We start from the raw sequence: 16,229 nt of genomic DNA, 5'->3' as shown, positions 1-16,229 counted from the left end.
GGCCGCCTTGTCTACGCATTCAGCCGCGTCTGCAGCTGTGGAAAATGTCCAGCGCCGGCTGGTATTCGGTGCTATTGACGCCGAGCAAGCCTAGCACTGAATGGAACAGGTAGTCATGGCTCAGATCCGCCTGGTTTTGCTTGGCGAGCAGACAGTTGCGATCGATGCTTGCGTCTTGCAGCGTCGAATGGCCGAACCACATGACCATCGGTACATGGGTCTGGGCAGTGGGTGCAATTGCATAGGGTGCAGCATGCAGATAGATGCCGCTTTCGCCCAGCGACTCGCCGTGGTCCGACACGTAGATCATCGACGTGTCGACCTTGTCCTGATTGCGTTTGAGCAGTTCGATGGTCTGCGCCAGGAAGTGATCGGTGTACAGAATGGTGTTGTCATAGACGTTTTTCAGCTCATCCGAAGTGCAACTGCCCAATTGATTGGTGTGACACACCGGGGTGAAGCGCTCCAGGGTTTGCGGATAGCGTTCGTAGTATTCCGGGCCATGACTGCCGTCGGAGTGCAGCACGATGATGGCGTTGTCCTGGAGCGAGTCGATGTACGCTTGCAGCCCCACCAGCAGTGATTCATCCAGGCAGTTCTGACCATCGCAGAAGGGGCTGGGCTGGTTTTTCGGGATATCGCTGTGAGGCACGCGCAGGCAGGCGCCCTTGCAATCGCTGTTGTTGTCCAGCCATAGCACCTTCAAACCAGCGCGTTGCAGCATGTCGAGCAGGCCTTCGTAAGTCTTGCCCTTTTTGTCGCTGTACTCGGTGCGCGGAAACTTCGAGAACATGCACGGCACCGACACTGCGGTAGAGGTGCCGCAGGACGACACCTGGGTGAAGTTGAGAATGTCCTGCTGCTTCAATTCAGGGTTGGTGTCGCGAGCGTAGCCGTTGAGTGAGAAGTGGTCGGCGCGTGCCGTCTCGCCGACGACGAAGATCATCAGGCTCTTTTTCGGCCGTTGCCGGGCTTGCGCACCAAGCGCAGCGTCGGCGCCCACGGTCTGAACAGTGACTGTTTGCTTGATCGCCAGGGTCTGTTTGGTGAGTTTGCCGATGGCGTAGAGGTAGTTGGTCGGGTTGATGAAGTGGGTCAGTTTGTCTTCGTCACGGAAGATCGGCGCGTAGGTCGAATAGAAGGTGCCTACGCAAGCTACGATTACCACCACGCAACCGGCGCATACAAGGAGCTTATTGATCAGCCCCGGCAACACCCGGCGATAGGTCACCGGAATCAGCCATATCAACGCCGTCGGCAGTACGCCCAGCAAACCCAGATACATGAATAGCTTGCCGCTGAGCAGGTCCTGGGCCTCGCCCGGGTTGGTCTCCAGCACGTTCTGCATCATCGTCGTGTCGATGCTGATGCCGTAGGTATTCATGAAGTAGGCGGCGGCCGCCGAGCCTGGCGCGACCAGGCTCAACACCGGTTTGAGGGTCGGGCGGAACGAAAAGGGCGTCAGCAGCAATGTGATCGCGGCCCAAAGAAACAACCCGAAAGAGAGATAAAAGGCCCCGGCCTTGATGCCTTGCAACTGTGTCAGGCCGACGAGCGCATGCCAGGTGGCGAGGTTGTAGAACAGCACCAGGCACAGAGAAAAGAGCATGACCAGGCGGGTAGAGGTGAGAGGGCGTAGCTTCGAACGCATTTCCATATAAAGCACTACTCGAGTCGAGACGGGCCTGCACGTGAACTTCCAGTCGGCGTCATCCTTGCGACTTGCACGTCCAGACTGACCTGCCGAGGCAGGTGGTTAATGAGGAATCAAGCTGGCGCGAAGTTTTCCAGAAGGCTTGTGAATACTTTGTGAAACAGCTTAGACACAATCCATGCTTTGACGCGGTGCTCGTCGATGTGCCCGACACGATTGACAATGGCCGCACAGCTTCTCTAGGATGCCGCTCATGCGCCGATTTAAACAGCTACTTGCGGGGCGCCGGGTGTCGTGAGCAACGTCACCGAAATACCGCTAAAGCGCTGGTTCGGTGTTGCCTCTCACCGCTGCCCAGCGGAACACTGAGGCAGAGAAAACGACACGATGAGCAGCCCTCCCAGCCCACGTCCTCCCGTCCGACTTGGCCCGATCGCCAGTCAGTTCACCCGTCGCAACCCGAAAATCCTGCTCGGTGGTGTTCATCAGCCAACGCTTTTGCGATACCTGGACGGCTGGCCGCGTCGACAGCACGGCCCTCATGCTTTCCTCATCCAGTTCATCGATGCCGAAGAGTCACTCGAGCGTTTCGGCAACGACCAGTTTGACCTGGCCGTTGTTCAAGCACCGTCTACCGAGTGTGCTGCACAGGTGATCCGCCATCTGACGCGTATTGCACGCCAAGGGCTGATCACTTGCTGCTGACTCAGCGCCGCTTTGGTTGCAGGGGTTCGTCAGGGTGGCTGAGCTTGCGACCACCCCTAATCTCATTGGCGTGCCGACAATTGGCAATCAGATTGCTGCGCAGCGACCAATCGGTGTTGATGATGTAGAAGTTCTGGATGTAGCTGTCCTCGTCCACCGATTCGAACCACTGATCGATTTTATCGCTCAGGTCTGTCGGCGCATGAAAGGGCAGCGAGTATTTGGCGCATTGCACGGCTTGCAGGTAGAACGGCTCGTTGTATTCCTCGGCCACACGGTCAATGAACGCCTTGAGGGTGTTGCTGTTGAACAGATTCTCGCCCGGCCAGCGCTGGTTGACGCCGTCCCAGCCATCTTCTTCGACACTGGCATCGTTATAGGCGATAACCACGTTTCTACCCGGGTGATGCTGCCAGATCTGCCCCAGCGTCCAGTTGCGCACGCCATAAGGAAGCACCCGGGCTCCCAGCTCATTGAAAACCTGTGCCTGCAATTGGGCGTGGGCTCGATCGGTAAAACCCTTGAACTGGTGAAAATCGAGAATGACGATTTCACGGGCGGTACTGCCATCGCTTTCCAGTTCTGTAAAAAACGCCCGGACGGCGTCGATGATATCCACGGCAACGGTCCTGCCGGAGGATGTCAGGTGGAAGAGCTGGAAGCGATCCGGGTGGCCTTCCGGGTAATCCTCATCGAGTACGACACGCAGGTCGAGCACCCGGATACCATTGCGCAGTTGCTCCAGCGGCGACACATCCTGGGCGAATTCCTGCGGTAAGCCCGGATTGGGTGATTGCTTGTCGCTGCCCGAGTTATGTGTACCTGGCAGGATCAGTTCATCGATACGCAGGTGTTCGAGGTTGGCCGTCTCGGCCATCCATTGGGTATGCACAGGGGAGTGGGTGTTGCGTTGATTGGTCATGCTGTCAGTCCTTGACGTAGTGAGCGCACCTCGGGGTGGGCGTGCGTCGGGCGAGTCCTTGCCCTGAAAATCGAGGACCAGATTTGCTTTTTAAAGGCAGGCGGTCAACCGGCCAAGACGCGACTTATCGTTACCGAATGTCTGCGTCCGACGGGAGTACGGGGTCCGCAAGATGCCGAGAGGCGCCGCGTTCGCCGCGCGAGCGCTTGCTGGCCGGACCTGGCGTCATTTGCCCCAGGCCGCCAAAGCGCTTTCTACAAAATGCCTGACCTTGGGCAGACGATAACGATCCTGCGCATACATCAGCCAAAGCAGGCGGCTGGGCGGCTGGTAGTTTTGCAACAGCGGTATGAGATTGCCCGCCTTCAGATCATCACTGATCAACACATCCGGCAACATGGCAACGCCCATTCCGGCCAGTGCCGCCTGGCGCAATGCGGGCGAGCTGTTGACGATCATCGACCCGCAGACCGGAACCTCCATTACGCCTTCCGGGCCGGTCAACTTCCACAGTTTGTCGGCGGCGCGCCAGTCGTCACCTGCGGGATACGCGAACGCCAGGCAGTTGTGGTTGCGCAGTTCTTCGGCAGTGTTCGGGACACCGCAGCGTTTCAGGTAATCCGGCGCCGCACAGAGGGTCAGGGTGTAATCCTGCAGCGGTCTGGCAATCAAGGCAGAAGGTTCGGGAATGCCCAGGCGAATGGCCGCATCGAAACCGTGCTCGATCAGGTCCATCAGCTGATTGCTCAGCACCACCTCAATCCTGAGTTCGGGATAGCGCCGGGTGAAATCGCTGAGCATCGGCGCCAGGCGTTCGGCACCGAAGGCGGGCGGGGCGGTCAGGCGCAACGTACCGCTGGGTTGGGTTTGCAGGTGCTCTGCCATGCGTTCCGAATCGCTGACCAGCCCCAATACCTCGACACAGCGGCGATAGTACTGCAGCCCGAACTCCGTGAGGTTCTGCCGGCGTGTCGTGCGTTGCAACAGGCTTACGCCCAGCCGCTGTTCGAGAGCCTTGAGGTGATTGCCGACCATGGTCGTCGACATTTCACACTGCCGGGCGGCGGCGGTCATGTTGCCGGCCTCTACGACTTTCACGAAAACCGTCATTGCCTGAAAAACGTCCATTATCAAGCCCTGCTTTAAAGTCACCGAAGAAAGTCAATCTTTATACAGCAACACGGGTTAACCATACTGGCCCTACACCCTGTGATGGAGCCAAGAGCATGACTGCCGCCTGCCTGATGAACACTTACAAGCCGCTACCCTTAAGCTTTGTCAGGGGCCAGGGCGCACAGCTCTGGGATGACACTGGGCGTCAGTATCTGGATGCCGTTGCAGGGGTGGCGGTGACGGGCGTCGGCCATAGCCATCCGTTGATCGTTTCGGCAATCACCGAGCAGGCCGGCTTGCTGTTGCACACCTCCAACCATTACCGCATCGACTGGCAACGGCGTCTGGCCGGCAAACTGACGTGCCTGTCGGGGCTGGAGCAGGTGTTCTTCAATAACTCCGGCGCCGAGGCCAACGAAACTGCTCTCAAACTGGCGCGTTTGCATGGCTGGGCCAAAGGTATCGAACAGCCGTTGGTGGTGGTCATGGAAAACGCCTTTCACGGTCGCACCCTCGGCACCTTGTCGGCCAGCGACAACGGCACGGTTCGGATGGGGTATCAGCCGATGTCAGGGGCGTTCGTCAAGGTGGCCTTCGGCGACATGGACGCCATCCGGCAGGCCGCCAGGGTTCATGGCGAGCGTATCGTGGCGGTGATGCTGGAGCCGGTTCAAGGCGAAGGGGGCGTGAGTCTGCCGCCGCCGGGTTATCTGAAAGCGTTGCGTGCCCATTGCAGCGACAATGGCTGGTTGATGATCCTTGATGAAATCCAGACCGGTATCGGGCGTACCGGGCGCTGGTTCGCGTTCCAGCACGAGGGCATCGTTCCGGACGTCGTCACCCTGGCCAAGGCTCTGGGCAACGGCATTCCGATCGGCGCTTGCCTGGCATCGGCGGCGGTCGCGCGGTTGTTTACCCCCGGCAGCCACGGCAGTACCTTCGGTGGCAATCCGCTGGCGTGCAGGGTCGGATGCACCGTGCTGGATATCGTCGAGCAACAAGGCCTGTTGAACAATGCAGCGGGGCAGGGCGAACGGCTGCTGGCGCGCTTGCGCGCAGAACTGGCCGGGCATCCCGATGTGCGGCAGATTCGCGGCCTGGGATTGATGGTCGGGATCGAACTGCACAGACCGATTCGTGACCTGTGCCTCAAGGCCGCGCAGGAGTACGGGGTGCTGATCAATGTCACACGCGGCCAGACCATACGGCTTTTGCCGCCGTTGATCATAGAAGAGGCGGACGTCGAAAAAATCGTAAGTGCGGTGGTGGGAGTGTTGGCAAGCTCAGGAGCGTGAGTGGCTGAGGTAATGACGCAGGCTGCGCGGCCGAGGCTGGGCAAGTGGGAGTGAGCACGCTCACCCCACAGTCTCGCTTCGGTTCGGTCAGACCCGGATTACTTGTCGTTACCCGATAGCTGCATGATCATCGCCACTGTCAGGTAAAGCCTCGGCGCGATGCTCGACAGTTCCGAGTACTCGTCGTCGGCATGCAGACCGGCGCCGACCACACCCATGGTTTCCAGCACGGCAGGTTTCTGACTGTCGGGCACGTAGGCGTAACCGGCGTCGGTTCCGAAACGCATGGCGATCGGTTCGATGTTTCTCCCGATCTTCCCATACAAGGCCTTGGCAGTCTTCGCGAGGTCCTCGGTGGCCGGATTTTTCACCAGTGGCGGACGGCCCTTGTCGAGGCGGAACGTCACCTCGGTGCCATCGATCAGTTTGTCCTGCACGATACGCTGACCGTCGGCCAGCACTCGATCCGACTCACCGAGGTCCGAATAACGCATGTCGCCCTCGGCCGCAGCGCTCGCCGGAATGATGTTGCGCTTTTCGCCGCCCGTGATCAGCGTCCAGTTCACCGTCGTACCCTTGGCCGGATCGCCCAGGTCCTTGAGCTGAACCAGTTGGTGAGCCAGTTCCAGCGCAGCATTTCTTCCTGCCTCGGGGGCGGATCCGGCATGGGAGGACTTGCCCTTGACGTCGACGAACACGCCATTGATTCCGTTGGTGGCGACGGTCACTGCGTCTTTATCGGGCGGCTCATAGGAGAAGACGTAGTCATGCTTGCGCGCAAGCTCGGCGATGAGGTTCTTCGAGCCTGCCGAGCCCGTTTCTTCATCGGGGTTGAACAGCACGGTGATCGTGCCGTAGTCCTTGAATGACTGATCCTGCAGCAGCTTCAGCGCGTGCAGCACCATTGCCACGCCACCTTTGGCATCTGCGACTCCGGGCCCATAAGCGCGCTGGCCGTCGACCCGGAACGGCCGTTTGGCAGCGGTGCCCGGACCGAACACGGTGTCGTAGTGAATCATCAGCAGGAAGCTTTTGCTGCCGTTGCCTTTGAGCGTCCCGACGATGTTGTCACCCGCCGACGGGGTGGCTGGCGTGGTTTCAACGGTCGCACCCAACGCCTTCAAACGTTCGACCAGGACCGCGCTGACGGTCTTGAGTCCGGCGGCCTGACCTGTGCCGGTGTCGATATCCACCAGCTGTTTGACCGTCGCCAGATAGGGTTGCTGTTCGGCTTCGGCTTTCTTCAAAAGCTGTTCGGGCGGCAGTTCGGCGGCCAAGGCCAATGAACACAAGAACGAGGCGGCAATGGCAGCCGCCAGAGAGGTACGTCGAACGAGCATGCTGGATCCCTCAGAGGGTGTGCGAGTGATGTTCTGATAGCCCACAGGTTGGCATTGTTCCCCAGGCGCAGTCTCTGATCGGTCTGACGATCAGTTCACCAGAGCGGATCGCGGGCTTTCCCGTGCTGACCGCCGTAGAATCGCGCCTCGGGAAATGAGTTTCGAGGTCGCAGCGGTGGATTTACAACAGGGTTTTGTCTTGACCCGACATTGGCGAGACACGGATGCGGGCACGGAGGTCGACTTCTGGCTGGCGACCGACAACGGTCCGCGCCATGTGCGCCTGCCGCTGCAGACGTCAACGGCATTCATTCCGGCGCAGCACCGTGAGCGCGCCGAAGCGGTGCTGCGTCAAGAGCAGGGTGCCGAACTCAGGCCGCTGCACTTGTGCGACTTCCGCCATCGGCCTGTACTGGGTCTCTATACCCGGCAGCATCGGCAGTTGATGAACCTGGAAAAGGACCTGCGTCAGGCCAGCGTCGATGTTTATGAAGCCGATGTGCGTCCCCCCGAACGCTATCTGATGGAACGCTTCATCACCGCGCCCGTCCAGTTCAGCGGCACGCCGGATGCCAGCGGCGTACTGCTCGACGCGCAGATGAAACCCGCACCGAGCTATCGGCCGCAGTTGAAGCTGGTCTCGCTGGACATCGAAACCACTGAGCGTGGCGAGCTGTACTCCATTGCGCTGGAAGGCTGCGGCGAGCGCCAGGTGTATATGCTCGGGCCGGCCAATGGCGATGCATCAGCGGTGGATTTCAAGTTCGATTACTGCGACAGCCGCGAGCAGCTACTGGAAAGGCTCAACGAATGGATGGCGCGGCACGACCCGGACGCGATCATTGGCTGGAACGTGGTGCAGTTCGACCTGCGGGTGTTGCACGAGCATTCCCGGCGGTTGAATGTGCCGTTACTGCTGGGGCGCGACGGCCAAATCATGGGCTGGCGCGAACACGGCGCACGCAATAGCCATTTTTTTGCCTCGGCCGCCGGGCGTCTGATCATCGATGGCATCGAGGCGCTGCGTTCGGCAACCTGGAGCTTTCCCTCGTTCAGCCTGGAAAATGTCTCGCAGACCCTGCTCGGTGAAGGTAAGGCCATCGACAATCCGTACCACCGCATGGATGAAATCAACCGCATGTTTGCCGAGGACAAGCCGGCACTGGCGCGCTACAACCTCAAGGACTGCGAGCTGGTCACGCGGATTTTCGCCAAGACCCAGTTGCTGACGTTCCTCCTCGAACGCGCCACCGTCACCGGTTTGCCAGCCGATCGCAGCGGCGGTTCGGTGGCGGCGTTCGAGCACCTGTACATGCCGCTGATGCATCGCCAGGGTTTCGTGGCACCCAATCTGGGCGAGCGCATGCCCGAGGCCAGCCCTGGTGGCTTCGTCATGGATTCGCGGCCGGGTTTGTACGAATCGGTGCTGGTGCTGGACTACAAAAGCCTTTACCCATCGATCATTCGCAGCTTTCTGATTGACCCGGTGGGCTTGATCGAAGGGCTCAAACATCCCGACGACAGCGACTCTGTGGAGGGCTTTCGCGGTGCGCGTTTCTCTCGCACCCGACACTGCCTGCCGGCCATCGTCGCGCGGGTGTCCGAAGGACGCGAGGTGGCCAAGCGCGAAGGTAACGCGCCGCTGTCCCAGGCGCTGAAGATCATCATGAACGCCTTTTACGGCGTACTCGGCTCCAGCGGCTGCCGTTTCTTCGACACTCGGCTGGCGTCCTCGATTACCCTGCGCGGGCACCAGATCATGCGCCAGACCCGCCAGCTGATTGAAACCCAGGGCTACGAGGTGATCTACGGCGACACCGACTCCACGTTCGTCTGGCTCAAACGCCCCCATGGCCAGGAAGAGGCCGCGCACATCGGCAAGGCGCTGGTCAAAGGCGTCAATGACTGGTGGCAGGAGCACATACGAGACGAATACGGTCTGGAGAGCGCGCTGGAACTGCAATTCGAAACCCACTTCAAACGCTTCCTGATGCCCACCATCCGTGGTGCGGAGGAGGGCAGCAAGAAGCGCTACGCCGGGCTGGTCACTCGCGCCAACGGCGAAGACGAAATGGTCTACAAAGGCCTGGAAGTGGTGCGCACCGACTGGTCGCCGCTGGCGCAGGGTTTCCAGAAAGAACTCTATCTGCGCATCTTCAATAACCGGCCGTATCAGGATTACGTGCGCGACCACGTTCGCCGTACGCTGGCCGGTGAAATGGACGACCAGCTCATCTACCGCAAGCGCCTGCGCCGCCCGCTGCACGACTACGAACGCAACGTCCCGCCCCATGTCCGCGCCGCGCGCATCGCCGATGACTACAACCGTAAACACGGCCGCCCGCTGCAATACCAGAACCGCGGCTGGATCAACTACGTCATCAGCGTGGTCGGCCCCGAGCCATTGGAAGTCCGCAGCGCCCCGATCGACTACGACCATTACATCACCCGGCAACTGCAGCCGATTGCCGACGCCATTTTGCCGTTCGTGCAGGACGACTTCGCCACCCTGATTGGCGGGCAGATGGGGTTGTTCTGAGTCTTTTACCGGCTGATCAGGATGTTCGGCGGACACCTCACGTGATTCGACGTCAGGCACCGCCGATGGTCCATGCCCGGGATGGAAATCGGACCCTGTGCTTTGGCACTTTTACCTCGGCGCACCGTCAAAGCCGCATCGTTGAATTCCATTATTGAGGTAACACCCGATGAAAGCCTGGATCTGCCTGCCACTGCTCGCGCTTGTTCTAACGGGCTGCGCGGGTAAAACCGCCTATCGCGACAGCTGCGCGACCAATCTGGATACCGCCTGGCATGAGCTGGATCTGGCCAAAGCCGAAGGGTTTGCCGGAACGGTTAGTTATTCCAAAGCCCTGTCGTTGCTGACCGGCGCCAAGACCCAGCAACAGTTCGAGGCCTTCGAAGGCTGTAATGACAAAGCCGAGAAGGCGCGCTTCTACATTCGTGAGTCGCGCGCGGGGCGTTGAGGGCTTCCAGCTTATATACGGTCAGGGTGATAACACCCCCTGTGGGGGCGAGCTGGTTTACGAAGGCAATGTATAAGCCGCTGCGGTGATCGCGGACCGCTTGCCAAGCTCACCCCTACGGCATTTACGCTTGTCGTCTGTCCGCAGTGCAAACCTCTCGCCTTGCGTCCTCGCATAAAATCTTTTCATTCCTGCGCCCGTCTCTGGCTAAAAGGCCTACGCTGACTCTAAAGTGGCTGCACGTCTGGCATGGTCTGCAGTCCTATTAGCCAAGAGCAGTCGCTTGGGGAGGCTTTCCGATGGGCAGAAAACTGGATGCGTGCCTGAGCGCGATCAATGAAGTGGTGCTGGGCAAGGAGCCTCAGGTGCGTCTGGCCATGGCATGCCTGCTGGGTGGGGGGCATCTGTTGATCGAGGACTTGCCCGGCATGGGCAAGACCACCTTGAGCCATACGCTGGCCAAGGTCTTGGGCCTGAGTTTCCAGCGAATCCAATTCACTTCCGACCTGCTGCCGGGCGACATTCTCGGCACCTCGATTTTCGACCGGGACACCGGACAGTTCACCTTTCATCCCGGGCCGATCTTTGCCGAGCTGGTGCTGGCCGACGAGATCAACCGCGCCACGCCGAAAAGCCAGAGCGCGCTGCTTGAAGCGATGGAGGAGGGGCAGGTGACCATCGAAGGTGCAACCCGTCCTTTGCCCGATCCGTTTTTTGTCATTGCGACCCAGAACCCGTTCTCGCAGGGTGGCACCTTCGCCTTGCCCGAATCGCAGCTGGACCGCTTTCTGATGCGCCTGTCCCTGGGCTATCCGGCGCGCTCTGCGGAAAAAGCCCTGTTGTTGGGCGAGTCGCGCCGCGATTTACTCCCGCGTATCGAACCGCTCATCGACCACACTGAGCTTGCAGCCCTGCAACTGGAGGCACGGCGTGTGCGCGCCAGCGATGCGCTGGTGGATTATGTGCTGCGTCTGGTGGAAGCCACCCGCAGCCAACCGCAGTTCGCCTACGGCCTGTCACCTCGCGCCAGCCTGGCGATTCTCTCCGCTGCGCGCGCATGGGCGCTGTTGATCGGCCGCGATTACGTGATACCCGAAGACGTTCAGGCGATTCTGCCTGCGGTCATCAGCCATCGTCTGCGCGAACGCACCGATCCGACCGGGCATGGCGGTGGGGCTTTGGTCCAATGGCTGTTACGTGAGGTGCCGGTGCTTTGATGCCGCAGTTCAAACCGGTCTGGCAGCGTTGGGTGGGGCGACGCATTCCTGCGGCCTCCCGCATCCAGCTCGATCACCGCCGAATTTTCATCCTGCCAACGAAGGTAGGTGGCACCTACGCGCTCTTGCTTGTGTTGCTGCTGCTGGTATCGATCAATTATCAGAACAGTCTGGCCTACGGTCTAACCTTCCTGATGCTCTCGGTGGGCATCCTTGCAATTCTGCACACTTACCGCAATTTCAGCGGCCTGATCCTTAGCGCCAGCCCTGCGCGTTCGGTGTTCGTAGGTGAGCCTGTGCAGTTGCGGCTGCGTCTGGAGAGCGCTTCTAAGGGCCATCAGGCCATTGCGTTGGGCTGGAACAGCGAGCGCATGGAGCAGACCGATGTTGAGCGTGATCGCCAGATGGAGGTTGCGCTGACCTTGCCTGCGGTCAATCGCGGCTGGTTGCGGGCACCGCGTCTGCGGGTCGAGAGCGTGTTTCCGCTGGGCATCTTCCGCGCCTGGAGCTGGCTGGATCTGGAGCAGACCGTGTTGATCTATCCACGTCCGCTGGCTGGCAGTATGCCGCTGCTGCAAGGCGTTCAGCCCCACGCCAGAGATGAAGGACAGGCGACTCAAGGGCAGGGCGTCGACGATTATCAGGGCCTGCGCCCGTGGCAACCCGGCGATTCCCTGAGCCGTATGCACTGGAAAGCCTGGTCGCGCGGTCAGGGATTGATGATCAAGGAGTTCACTGACCTCAGCGGGCACGACCTGTGCCTGGATTTCATGGCCTTGGGAGGCGATATCGAGGAGCGCCTGTCACGTTTGTGTTACTGGGTGCTGGAGTTGTCCCAGCGCCAGCAACCCTTCGCCCTGCGCATGCCCGGTTTTCTCTCGGCAGTGGACAGCGGCGATGCCCACCGCCAGGTGTGTCTGCGGCAACTGGCGCTGTATGGCGTCCGCGCATGAACGTGGGGTGGGCATGACCTCGACCCGTCTGGCGCAATCGATTCCGCGGGTCAGCCTGAACTGGCTGTTGATCGCTCAGGCCCTGGTCATCGTGCCTTTCTCGTTGCATATCCCTGCTTCGCTGATTGTGTTGTGGCTGGCCTGTACCTTCTGGCGCATTCAGATCTTCCGCATGCGTGCGCGCATGCCCGGCAATTGGATCAAGTCAGGCCTGCTGGTCGGGACTGCAGGCGGCATCTACCTTGCGCAGGGCAGTCTGGTGGGGCTCGACGCCGGGGCGGCGCTGCTGATTGCCGCGTTCATCCTGAAAATGCTGGAGATGCAAACGCGGCGCGACGCATGGGTGCTGATCTTCCTGGGCTTCTTTTGTGTGGCCGTGGGTTATCTGTTCGAAGACGCGTTGCTTTGGGGGCTATTCACGCTTCTGCCGATTGCGACCTTGCTGGCCGGGCTGATCGGCCTGCAGCAGTCGGCGCTGTCGAGTAAACCGGCAGGCACGCTGATGCTTGCTGGCAAATTGCTGCTGCAGGCGGTGCCGCTGATGCTGTTGCTGTTTCTGTTCTTTCCTAGGCTGGATCCGTTGTGGTCGCTGCCGCAGCCGAGTAACAAGGCGCTCACCGGGCTCTCTGACAGCATGACGCCGGGGGATATTGCAGAGTTGAGCAAGTCCGCCGAGCTGGTCTTTCGTGCCAGCTTCGAAGGTTCTGTCCCGCCGCGTCACCAGCAGTATTGGCGCGGTCTGACCCTGGAACAATTCGATGGCAGACGTTGGTCGCAGTCTTCCCGGGCTCAGGTGCCCGACGCGCCGGACTGGCGCAAGGAAGGCGAAAAAATTGCCTACAGCGTTGTTATGGAGCCCACTGGCAAGCCTTGGCTGATGACGCTGGACGTTGGCGATACCGACCTGGCGGGCGTGCGGCAAATGAGTGATTTCCGTTGGCAGCGCAGACGTCCCATCGAGCAGTCGGTGCTCTACAACGTCAGTTCCTGGCCAGACGCCGTGCGCGATACAGCGCTCAGCGACGGAGCCCGGATGCAGGATCTGCAGCTGCCCGCCAAAGGCAATCCTGAAACACGGGAATGGGCTGCCGACATGCATCGTCGCTACCCCAAGCCTGATACGCTGGTCGACGCTGTGTTGTCCTATTTCACCCAGCAGCCGTTCCACTACACGTTGAAGCCCCCGTTACTGGGCGCCAACAGCGTCGATGATTTCCTGTTTGCCAGTCGCGCCGGTTTTTGCGCACATTACGCTGGCGCCATGACCTTCGTGCTGCGTGCCGCGGGTATTCCTGCCCGCATTGTGGCGGGCTATCAGGGGGGCGAGTTGAACCCCGAGGGCAACTACATCAGCGTGCGGCAGATGGATGCCCACGCGTGGGTCGAGTACTGGCAGGCCGGGGTAGGCTGGCGCAGTGTCGACCCCACCGCAGCTGTTGCACCGGCGCGGATCGAACAAGGCCTGGAGCAGGCCCTGTCCGCCGATGAGGACTTTCTCGCCAATTCGCCGATGTCGGCCCTGCGCTATCGGCATCTGGCCTGGCTCAATTCGATTCGCCTGACGTGGGATAACCTCAACTATGGCTGGCAGCGCTGGGTACTGGGCTATCAGGGCCAGCAGCAGTTGCAGGTTCTGGGGCGCTGGTTCTCCGGCTTTCAGGCGCCGGCCTTCGCAGGTGGCGCGCTGGTGATTCTCGGGATTCTGGCGCTCTGGCTGCTCAAACCCTGGCGCCGTGAAAGCGACTCGCAATTGCGACTGTTCAATGCCTTCGAACGACTGCTGGCCCGGCATGGTCTCAGACGTCAGCAGGGCGAAGGCGCGCAGGCCTTCGCCTTGCGCGCGGCGCTGCGATTTCCGGATCACGCCGAGGCGATCCAGGGCTTCGCCCGTGAGTTCGAATCGCAGCGTTATGGCGGCATGTCCGGCTCGGTCAGCCAGTTGCGCAGGCACCTCAAATACCTGCGCAGGCGCTTGCCCTGGCGCTTGTCGGCGGTGAAAGACAAGCATCCCTAACAAGATCAAGATGGAGGAGCGTGTTCATGTCTGCAATGGTCGATCACCTGATCGCCGAGATCTTTAGCCTCAACGTCAAACTGCTGGCCTGCCACGCCCGCTTGCAAGCGTCTACCGACAGCGAAGCGCTGCACGATCTGCGCACCACAGTGCGACGCCTGCGCAGCGCGCTGCGGCCCTTGCGCGGTTTACCGGGGCTAGGCCAGGTCGAGGAAGCGGCCAAAGGGGTCGGCGATCTGACCACGCCGTTGCGAGATATGCAGGTGCTGGCGGCGTTTCTGACCGCTGAGGGACTGGATCAGGCTGCGCTCAAGCGCACGAAATACCTGGACGCTGCCTGCCCGAAGGTGGCGACTTCGCCTGAGCTGAACCGCCTGTTCGGGGTGTTGGATCAGTTGCCGTCGCTTTTACGCACTCAACAGCGTCATGGCCTGCTGAGTAAGCTGCGCCAGCGGGTCGAAAAGCGCCTGGACAAGCAATGGAGGCAGCTGCGCCAAGCCATGGCCGATCCTGCCCATGATCGTCACCGCTTGCGTTTGCTGATCAAGCGCGTGCGCTACGCTGCTGAGGCCTATCCCGAACTCAGTCATCAGCCCAAGGGCATGGAGAAGCGGCTCAAGTCAGCGCAAGGCGCATTGGGCGATTGGCATGATCACCTGCAATGGCTGGCTCAGGCTGCGCAGCAGTCTGACCTGGCGCCGTGTGTAGCCGGATGGGAACTGGGCATTTTGCGTGCCGAGGAGAAATCGGACAAAGCGCTGCAGCGCCTGTTTCAAGCCTGCTTTGCCGACGCGCCGGCGCATTGATCCCGACCCCTGCGCAGGATTGGCAGTTATGAGCGCTGCTCGACGCGCCTGCTCTCGCTAAGATCCGCAAACGTTCTTTACGAGCTTCCTGGAGTGCCCATGACATTGTCCGAACTGCTCGAAGCCGTTCGCGCCAACCCGCAAGCCGTGACCGTTCCGGCGGTCTGGTCTCAAGGCCGTTCCTGCTTCGGCGGCCTGATGGCAGCGCTGCAATTCGAGGCGATGCGGGTGACGGTTAAAGCAGATCGGCCGGTGCGGTCACTGGCCATCTCCTTTATTGGCCCGACCGAGATCGATGTACCGATTTCGTTCGAGGTGCAAACGCTGCGTGAGGGCAGGGCGGTCACTCAGGTCTTGGGTCGCGCCGTACAGAACGGTGAAACCTTGATGCTTATCCAGGGCAGCTTTGGGGCACCTCGGGAGTCGCTGATTGCCGTATCTGCCGAGCCTGCACCCCAATTCAAACCGGTGGATGAAGTGCCGGAGTTTCCGTTCGTTGCCGGGGCAATGCCCGACTACCTGCGTTACATCGATATGCGTTGGGCCTTGGGAGGAATTCCGTACAGCAACACCCGGTCGCGCGCCATCGGCGGTTACGCACGGTTGCACGATGTCGCGCAAGAGAGGCTGACCGAAGCCCACCTGCTCGCACTGGCTGATACCTGGCCACCGGCAGTATTGGCGCATCTGAGTAAACCGGCACCCGGCAGTTCGCTGACATGGACCATTGAGTTCATACAGCCGTTGCCGCAAATGACCACTTTGGAATGGACGCAATACCAGGCTGTGATCGAGCACGCCCGCGATGGATACGGTCATGTGGCGGCAGGGTTGTGGTCGCCGAGAGGGGAGTTGATCGCGATCAGCCGTCAGACGGTGACCGTGTTCGGTTGAGCGTAAAGCGGTTAACGGCTTTTTATAGATGAGCAGCCACGGTATGCAGGCAATCCCGAGACCTTACTGGCCCCGGGCTTTGATGGCTTGCGCCGCGATCAGACCTAAAACACCGATACCTGCCGAAGTAATGCTTGGGCTCAGCGCGCCGTCGAGCAACAGCAGGCCCGAAACGATCGACAGCGCAAACGCCCGCGACGACAGAACCAAACACGAGGAAAGACCGGACTTGTTGGCAGCCGAGAAGAAGTCGTCAAGGTGAAGACTGGATATGAACTTGGACATGATGCTTACCTCTGCTGTGCCTGAATAAGAACCGTTTTCGATAG

Annotated in this window: 14 protein-coding genes; 9 read left to right on the top strand and 5 right to left on the bottom strand. The window is 60.5% G+C overall.

All coding sequences use genetic code 11. From position 1 onward, the window contains the following. Positions 1-19: 19 nt before the first annotated feature. The gene (locus EC915_RS10370; protein ID WP_133750431.1) at positions 20-1,657 is read right to left on the bottom strand and encodes a phosphoethanolamine transferase; all 1,638 of its coding nucleotides are present in this window, start codon (positions 1,655-1,657) and stop codon (positions 20-22) included. A 384-nt stretch (positions 1,658-2,041) separates the two neighbouring features. Between EC915_RS10370 and EC915_RS10365 the strand changes: the two genes are divergently transcribed. Further along, complete coding sequence (locus EC915_RS10365; protein ID WP_133750430.1) at positions 2,042-2,359, top strand: class I SAM-dependent methyltransferase; 318 nt, start codon at positions 2,042-2,044, stop codon at positions 2,357-2,359. 1 nt (position 2,360) lies between these two features. Here EC915_RS10365 and EC915_RS10360 read toward each other — a convergent pair whose 3' ends face one another. Next, the gene (locus EC915_RS10360; RefSeq protein WP_256658702.1) at positions 2,361-3,281 is read right to left on the bottom strand and encodes a hypothetical protein; all 921 of its coding nucleotides are present in this window, start codon (positions 3,279-3,281) and stop codon (positions 2,361-2,363) included. 225 nt (positions 3,282-3,506) lie between these two features. Continuing rightward, positions 3,507-4,409, bottom strand: coding sequence for a LysR family transcriptional regulator (locus EC915_RS10355; protein ID WP_133750429.1), 903 nt, complete (start codon positions 4,407-4,409; stop codon positions 3,507-3,509). 98 nt (positions 4,410-4,507) lie between these two features. Here EC915_RS10355 and EC915_RS10350 point away from each other — a divergent pair, with 98 nt between their 5' ends. After that, a complete protein-coding gene (locus EC915_RS10350; protein WP_133750428.1) occupies positions 4,508-5,689 on the top strand; it encodes an aspartate aminotransferase family protein in 1,182 nt (393 codons plus the stop codon). A 98-nt stretch (positions 5,690-5,787) separates the two neighbouring features. Here the strand turns inward: EC915_RS10350 and EC915_RS10345 are convergent, their stop codons facing one another. Then, on the bottom strand, positions 5,788-7,029 hold the full coding sequence (locus EC915_RS10345) for a M20/M25/M40 family metallo-hydrolase (RefSeq protein ID WP_133750427.1): 1,242 nt from the start codon (positions 7,027-7,029) through the stop codon (positions 5,788-5,790). Between the two features lie 175 nt (positions 7,030-7,204). Here EC915_RS10345 and EC915_RS10340 point away from each other — a divergent pair, with 175 nt between their 5' ends. From EC915_RS10340 to EC915_RS10310, 7 genes are all read left to right on the top strand, one after another. Continuing rightward, entirely contained in the window at positions 7,205-9,568 is a 2,364-nt protein-coding gene (locus EC915_RS10340) for a DNA polymerase II (protein WP_133750696.1), read from the top strand. A 169-nt stretch (positions 9,569-9,737) separates the two neighbouring features. Continuing rightward, positions 9,738-10,016 carry a hypothetical protein gene (locus tag EC915_RS10335; RefSeq protein WP_133750426.1) on the top strand — a complete coding sequence of 93 codons (279 nt, stop codon included), beginning with the start codon at positions 9,738-9,740 and terminating at the stop codon, positions 10,014-10,016. 299 nt (positions 10,017-10,315) lie between these two features. Beyond that, positions 10,316-11,233 (top strand): MoxR family ATPase, encoded by a 918-nt coding sequence (locus tag EC915_RS10330; protein ID WP_133750425.1) that lies wholly within the window; start codon positions 10,316-10,318, stop codon positions 11,231-11,233. Further along, positions 11,233-12,186 carry a DUF58 domain-containing protein gene (locus EC915_RS10325; protein ID WP_166650963.1) on the top strand — a complete coding sequence of 318 codons (954 nt, stop codon included), beginning with the start codon at positions 11,233-11,235 and terminating at the stop codon, positions 12,184-12,186. The genes EC915_RS10330 and EC915_RS10325 overlap by 1 nt, the downstream gene beginning before the upstream one ends. A gap of 13 nt (positions 12,187-12,199) precedes the next feature. Continuing rightward, positions 12,200-14,200 (top strand): DUF3488 and DUF4129 domain-containing transglutaminase family protein, encoded by a 2,001-nt coding sequence (locus EC915_RS10320; protein WP_133750423.1) that lies wholly within the window; start codon positions 12,200-12,202, stop codon positions 14,198-14,200. Between the two features lie 26 nt (positions 14,201-14,226). Continuing rightward, positions 14,227-15,006 carry a CHAD domain-containing protein gene (locus EC915_RS10315; protein ID WP_133750422.1) on the top strand — a complete coding sequence of 260 codons (780 nt, stop codon included), beginning with the start codon at positions 14,227-14,229 and terminating at the stop codon, positions 15,004-15,006. 99 nt (positions 15,007-15,105) lie between these two features. Continuing rightward, positions 15,106-15,900: an acyl-CoA thioesterase II gene (locus EC915_RS10310; RefSeq protein ID WP_133750421.1), complete on the top strand. Its 795-nt coding sequence runs from the start codon at positions 15,106-15,108 to the stop codon at positions 15,898-15,900. Between the two features lie 63 nt (positions 15,901-15,963). On the opposite strand, the gene EC915_RS10305 is transcribed toward EC915_RS10310, so the two are convergent. Further along, on the bottom strand, positions 15,964-16,185 hold the full coding sequence (locus EC915_RS10305) for a hypothetical protein (RefSeq protein WP_133750420.1): 222 nt from the start codon (positions 16,183-16,185) through the stop codon (positions 15,964-15,966). Between the last annotated feature and the right edge of the window lie 44 nt (positions 16,186-16,229).

The sequence above is a fragment of the Pseudomonas sp. LP_7_YM genome, assembly GCF_004364435.1.
GTDB lineage: Bacteria > Pseudomonadota > Gammaproteobacteria > Pseudomonadales > Pseudomonadaceae > Aquipseudomonas.
Note: the sequence above shows the minus strand (reverse complement) of the source record. Positions and strands in the feature narration are given on the sequence as shown.

Bases quoted from the DNA above. Each gene is read 5' to 3' on its own strand.
- EC915_RS10370 (WP_133750431.1), bottom strand. From the start codon at position 1,657: ATGGAAATGCGTTCGAAGCTACGCCCTCTCACCTCTACCCGCCTGGTC.
- EC915_RS10365 (WP_133750430.1), top strand. From the start codon at position 2,042: ATGAGCAGCCCTCCCAGCCCACGTCCTCCCGTCCGACTTGGCCCGATC.
- EC915_RS10360 (WP_256658702.1), bottom strand. From the start codon at position 3,281: ATGACCAATCAACGCAACACCCACTCCCCTGTGCATACCCAATGGATG.
- EC915_RS10355 (WP_133750429.1), bottom strand. From the start codon at position 4,409: ATGGACGTTTTTCAGGCAATGACGGTTTTCGTGAAAGTCGTAGAGGCC.
- EC915_RS10350 (WP_133750428.1), top strand. From the start codon at position 4,508: ATGACTGCCGCCTGCCTGATGAACACTTACAAGCCGCTACCCTTAAGC.
- EC915_RS10345 (WP_133750427.1), bottom strand. From the start codon at position 7,029: ATGCTCGTTCGACGTACCTCTCTGGCGGCTGCCATTGCCGCCTCGTTC.
- EC915_RS10335 (WP_133750426.1), top strand. From the start codon at position 9,738: ATGAAAGCCTGGATCTGCCTGCCACTGCTCGCGCTTGTTCTAACGGGC.
- EC915_RS10330 (WP_133750425.1), top strand. From the start codon at position 10,316: ATGGGCAGAAAACTGGATGCGTGCCTGAGCGCGATCAATGAAGTGGTG.
- EC915_RS10325 (WP_166650963.1), top strand. From the start codon at position 11,233: ATGCCGCAGTTCAAACCGGTCTGGCAGCGTTGGGTGGGGCGACGCATT.
- EC915_RS10320 (WP_133750423.1), top strand. From the start codon at position 12,200: ATGACCTCGACCCGTCTGGCGCAATCGATTCCGCGGGTCAGCCTGAAC.
- EC915_RS10315 (WP_133750422.1), top strand. From the start codon at position 14,227: ATGTCTGCAATGGTCGATCACCTGATCGCCGAGATCTTTAGCCTCAAC.
- EC915_RS10310 (WP_133750421.1), top strand. From the start codon at position 15,106: ATGACATTGTCCGAACTGCTCGAAGCCGTTCGCGCCAACCCGCAAGCC.
- EC915_RS10305 (WP_133750420.1), bottom strand. From the start codon at position 16,185: ATGTCCAAGTTCATATCCAGTCTTCACCTTGACGACTTCTTCTCGGCT.